Origin of the sequence: Moorena sp. SIO2C4 (assembly GCF_010672485.1) — a bacterium.
GTDB lineage: Bacteria > Cyanobacteriota > Cyanobacteriia > Cyanobacteriales > Coleofasciculaceae > Moorena > Moorena producens.
On record NZ_JAAHGN010000610.1, the window covers coordinates 1 to 4,504 of the forward strand.

Sequence of the window (4,504 nt, forward strand, 5' to 3'; positions counted from 1 at the left end):
GGCGCTCAGTTCCTTGAATTTTAATACGGAACTTAAGTTCTATTTCGATATCTTCTTGCTCTTTAACTTCGTATTCGAGTTTTTCTCCGTTAAGATCAACTAACCATTTACTCAAAAAAATCACGCTGACGTTGACGAACAGGGAATAGACTACCATAGCAGTCAACAGCAGTTTAGAAATCGTCCAAAGAACGATTCCGTAAGCAATTAGATTAACAACTTGATTTAGTATAGCAACCCAAAAATCCAAGATGGTTTGAGTAAAGGATTCAACTTCTTTGGAGATGCGCTGGTCTGGGTTATCGATATCCAGATTAGTCTTGAGTTCGTAATAGGCTCTATTGTATAGATACTGATCGAGAAAATATTTGGTTAACCATTGTTGCCAGTCGAGACAAAGTCTCTTTTTGATGTAGTTGGAAAAAACCATTAAGGGCACAATGGCCAATAGGGAACTGCTGTAGAGTAAGAGCAGGGTCAGGTAGTTTGACGCCTGGTGTCGAGCCATGACCGTGATCAAGTCCCGATTCAAGTAGCTGCTTAAGACATTCACCCCAGTACTTGATAGCAGTAACAACACTATCACTATTGACATCAACCATGGTTGCCAATTATCTTGTAACTGTTGCCTGTAGTAGGCAAAAGCAGCAATCGTAGCTAGGAAAAGTAAACCAATGAAATAGATAGCTGGCGACTTATTGATCATGGCAACAGAGTCCACTAAACCGGGAGCAACACTATTAATTATTTCTGGAAAATAGTGCTGTCCTCCTAAGCTAATGAGGCTGACAATAGTAAAAGAAATTATTAAAAGGAATACTATTAGCAACAGCAATAGCCCTAGAAAAGTTCCTCTTTGATCCGATACTGGTATCCAGTAAGGCTGGACAAGCCCTAACAATCTTTGCCCAAACTTACCGTCAAATCTGTGGTTTTCACTCATATATCTAGAAATTCCCAGTTGTCAAAGCGGTGCAAGTGTCAATAATCATTCTGCTTATTTATTAAGCACAGGTGCAATCGGTGTATAGCCTGTAGGGTTTCACCCCCAATTTCTGATGTTTACAGGATTTACGCGCCCCCGTTGGTCCCCCTCGGGGGACTTTGACATCATTACCCCCCAGAATTGGGGGGCTAGGGCGTGTCTTCAAACTCGGAGATCCCCCTAAATCCCCCTTAAAAAAGGGGGAATTTGAGTATGGCTCCCCCCTTTTTCAAGGGGGGCTGGGGGGGATCATAATCTTGCGGAAAACTTTGAAAACACGCCCTAGGGGGGCGAAATCAACTTAACCGCGTAAGTCCTGGTTTATTTTGCTTATCTGCTTACCAAGTCACCATACAGCTATAGCATTTCTATTTGATTTGTGAACAGAATCCCTTAAGGAAAGGCAAGAGGAATCCCCCCTAACCCCGCGCGCGTAAGGGGGGCGGGCAAGAGGCAAGAGTTTATTAAGTATATAGGGATGTTTGTCAACAAAAAACTGTATTTTTTGTTACATAAAAACTAAACTATATATGAATTTTAAAAGACTTCAGATAAAAGTTAAGAAATGTCAAAAAGTGAACCATAGGATGAAAATTATGTATACACTAATAAATGTCTGCTAAACGAGCAGATGGTAAATATTACTGCCCATCAGGGGCACAAAGGAGCAATATTATGTCAACTGCTACCCTAGAAAAGGTACTGCACCAGGCATCTATTGACGCTGAGTTCCGTAGCGAAGTTCAAAATAACCCAGAAGCTTTTGGACTATCAGCTACTACTTCCCTGCCTGAATCTGTTGAGAAGGAAGATCATGCTTTCATCGAGTTGTTAAATGCTTCCTTAGGGGAGTTTGATATTGTTGCTCAGGATTGTGAATCCACCTGCAGCTTCGGTATTGTAACCCTCATTTGTGATGGAACAACCAAAAGCTAGTGATGGAACGACCAAGTAGGTTGTGACCGTTTCTAATCCAATAGGCTAGGTACCTGTCTAGGAGCTGGCATGACATCGGATTTTTTAAGATTTAGATGTGATGCCAGCCCCCGTTGTTAACTGTTTATTAGTATTGCTTGGTAACTGTTGGGGTTATGGTTGACGATTCTGTGCTGGAGGAACTGGCTTGCCGAGCTAGTAATTTGGCTGAGCGAACTCTCATTGTTGAACGACTGGCTAAAGGCCAGGGTAAAGCTAGGTGTACCAACGAGCTTGAACCGTTGGATAGCTGGAACATCAAAAAACTAACTGGCAAGTTGGCTGTGCAGTTGCTTAAGGATTCCTATGAGCAACAAGGAAAAGTCAGTCAATCGATTATTGAAGACCTACGAAAACTATTAACGGACTATAAATTATACGAACGAAACTGGGGGGAATTGTCGGAAGCAGACCGATTGGAGTTCGTAAAACCTCACCGTCAGTGGCTAGAAACCTACCGCGCTGCGATCGCGACCTTGGATTTACCAAAAGGGGATTTTGTAGGGAGTTCCTGGTACGAACCCGATATCTACCACGGTAAATTGGCGATAGCCTGCGAACCCTTTCTACGGCTGTTGCACCAGAGATTGCAACCTTTATGTGATCAGCTTCAGGTGATCTCAAAGCAAGTCGTCAGTGACCTTCAAATTAACCTGCTTAATCGCTTTGAGCTGGCCTTAACCTGGACGGTTGAAGCCAATATTAATGTCTATTGTCTTCAGAATAAGATCGCCAAATCAGCCGATGATCCAGAGGCTTATCTGGCCTACCTGGAACAGACGTTTCAAGACGGTTGGAGTTATCACCGCTTTTATTTTCAGTTTCCTGTACTAGCACGTTGGTTGGCTCAGGTAACTGGTTTCTTGTGTGATTTTGGTGAGGAAGTGATTCAGCGTTTGGCTAGGGATCGCGAGCAAATCAGCGGGAGGTTCTTCTCGGGGAAACCCATAACCCAAGTCAAATCCTTTAAGTTAGGCAACTCGGATTACCATGCTGGCGGCAAGAGCGTAGTGATCGTGGAACTGGAGCTGATTAACTCTGAGCCAGCAACAATTGTTTATAAGCCTCGCTGTATTCAATCTGAAGCAGCGATGCAAGGGCTGCTAGAAACCTTGACTAGGGATAAGGTGGTTGAGTTTGCCAGCTATGGAGTGCTCTGTCGAGATGGCTATGGTTATGCAGAGTTTATTGCTTCTGGTAAAAACCATGTCCAAAGTCAAGCTTCTGCTGAGGGATTTTATCAGCAACTAGGGGGATTTCTCAGCATTTTCTACATCCTAGGGGGATGCGATCTGCATTTTGAAAACGTCCTAGTTGCTGATGGGAATGGGTTTATTTGCGACTGCGAAACGGTTTTGGAAGTGTTGCCCCTTGGCATAGACAAAATGCCCGGTACAGTACTCGATTCAGTTTTCAAGACGGGTTTGCTGGAATGGCCAGACCCGGGGGATAAAAATGAAATGAAATTGAGCGGGTCTAGGGGCGGCGACTCCTACGAAGTACCCCATCAAGTTCCTAAAGTGAACAAGGGCCGGATGTCATTAGCCCTGGGTGTTGAATATCAATCGGGAATTCGGGTCGAATTCGAAGCAACCAATCGCATCTATTACCAAGGTCAGCTCGTACAGCCACAGGAGTACAAAGATGCCATTGTTGAGGGATTTAACCGAGTTTATAACTGGTTTCGAGAAAACCCCACTAAAGCCGCAACCTCCCTCCAAGACTTATTTTCTCCCTCATCAGTGCGCTTCATTAATTGGGGAACCCAAGCCTATGGCAAGTTGCTCCTTGCTGCTCGCCATCCCAAATGTCTTGCCGAACCCCTAGAAGTGGATTTGCTGTTCAACACCTTAAAAGAGCATCAACGAAAGTGGGACAATCAAGGGAAACTGGCTGAGCTAGAACTAGCATCCCTGTGGCAATTGGATATCCCCATCTTCTCAGCTAAGGCAACTGGCCCTCTAGATTTAATCCACAATTACCAACAATCCCTGCCAGATGCGATCGCGATTTCCCCATTGGACAATGCAGTCAAACGCATTGAAAAATTATCTGAGGAGAACCGAATCCGGCAGAACCAGTACATCTACAGTAGCCTATCCACAGACGAACTGAATAGTCCCTACTTTATCGCTTCAGCGGTTAATTACGCCCAGCAAATTGGTTGGCAGTTGTGGGAATTACTTGAACCCGATGCGAGTAAGGCTCCATGGCAAACCTCCGACTATACAGCTACTGGAAAACGTGTGGTAGATGTCGGGCCAGATATTTACTCGGGTTCAGCGGGGATTTGCCTATTTTTGGCTTATCTTGATGCCCTTCACCCCCAGCCAGAATTTCGTCAAGCAGCAGAGCGAGCCTTCAAGCACGCCATGGAGCACCCTAGTTCACCCTTCGTTGGGGCGTACAAGGGAACAGCTGGATTGATTTACCTGTTAACCCACCTGGCTCAGCTATGGGACAGACCAGAATTGCTGGAGCGGGCAGTAGAGTTGACTCACGAACTAATGCCACGGATTCCTCAGGACAAATACTTTGACCTTT

Annotated in this window: 2 protein-coding genes and 1 pseudogene; 2 read left to right on the forward strand and 1 reads right to left on the reverse strand. The window is 44.8% G+C overall.

What is annotated here, in order from left to right:
• A pseudogene (locus F6K20_RS25575) lies at nucleotides 1-943 on the reverse strand (ABC transporter ATP-binding protein); the annotation flags it as partial.
• A gap of 717 nt (nucleotides 944-1,660) precedes the next feature.
• On the opposite strand from F6K20_RS25575, the gene F6K20_RS25580 reads away from it, so the two are divergent.
• On the forward strand, nucleotides 1,661-1,921 hold the full coding sequence (locus F6K20_RS25580; protein ID WP_044491894.1) for a cinnamycin family lantibiotic: 261 nt from the start codon (nucleotides 1,661-1,663) through the stop codon (nucleotides 1,919-1,921).
• A gap of 155 nt (nucleotides 1,922-2,076) precedes the next feature.
• On the forward strand, nucleotides 2,077-4,504 hold a 2,428-nt coding region (locus F6K20_RS25585), incomplete at its 3' end, for a type 2 lanthipeptide synthetase LanM family protein (protein ID WP_287296509.1).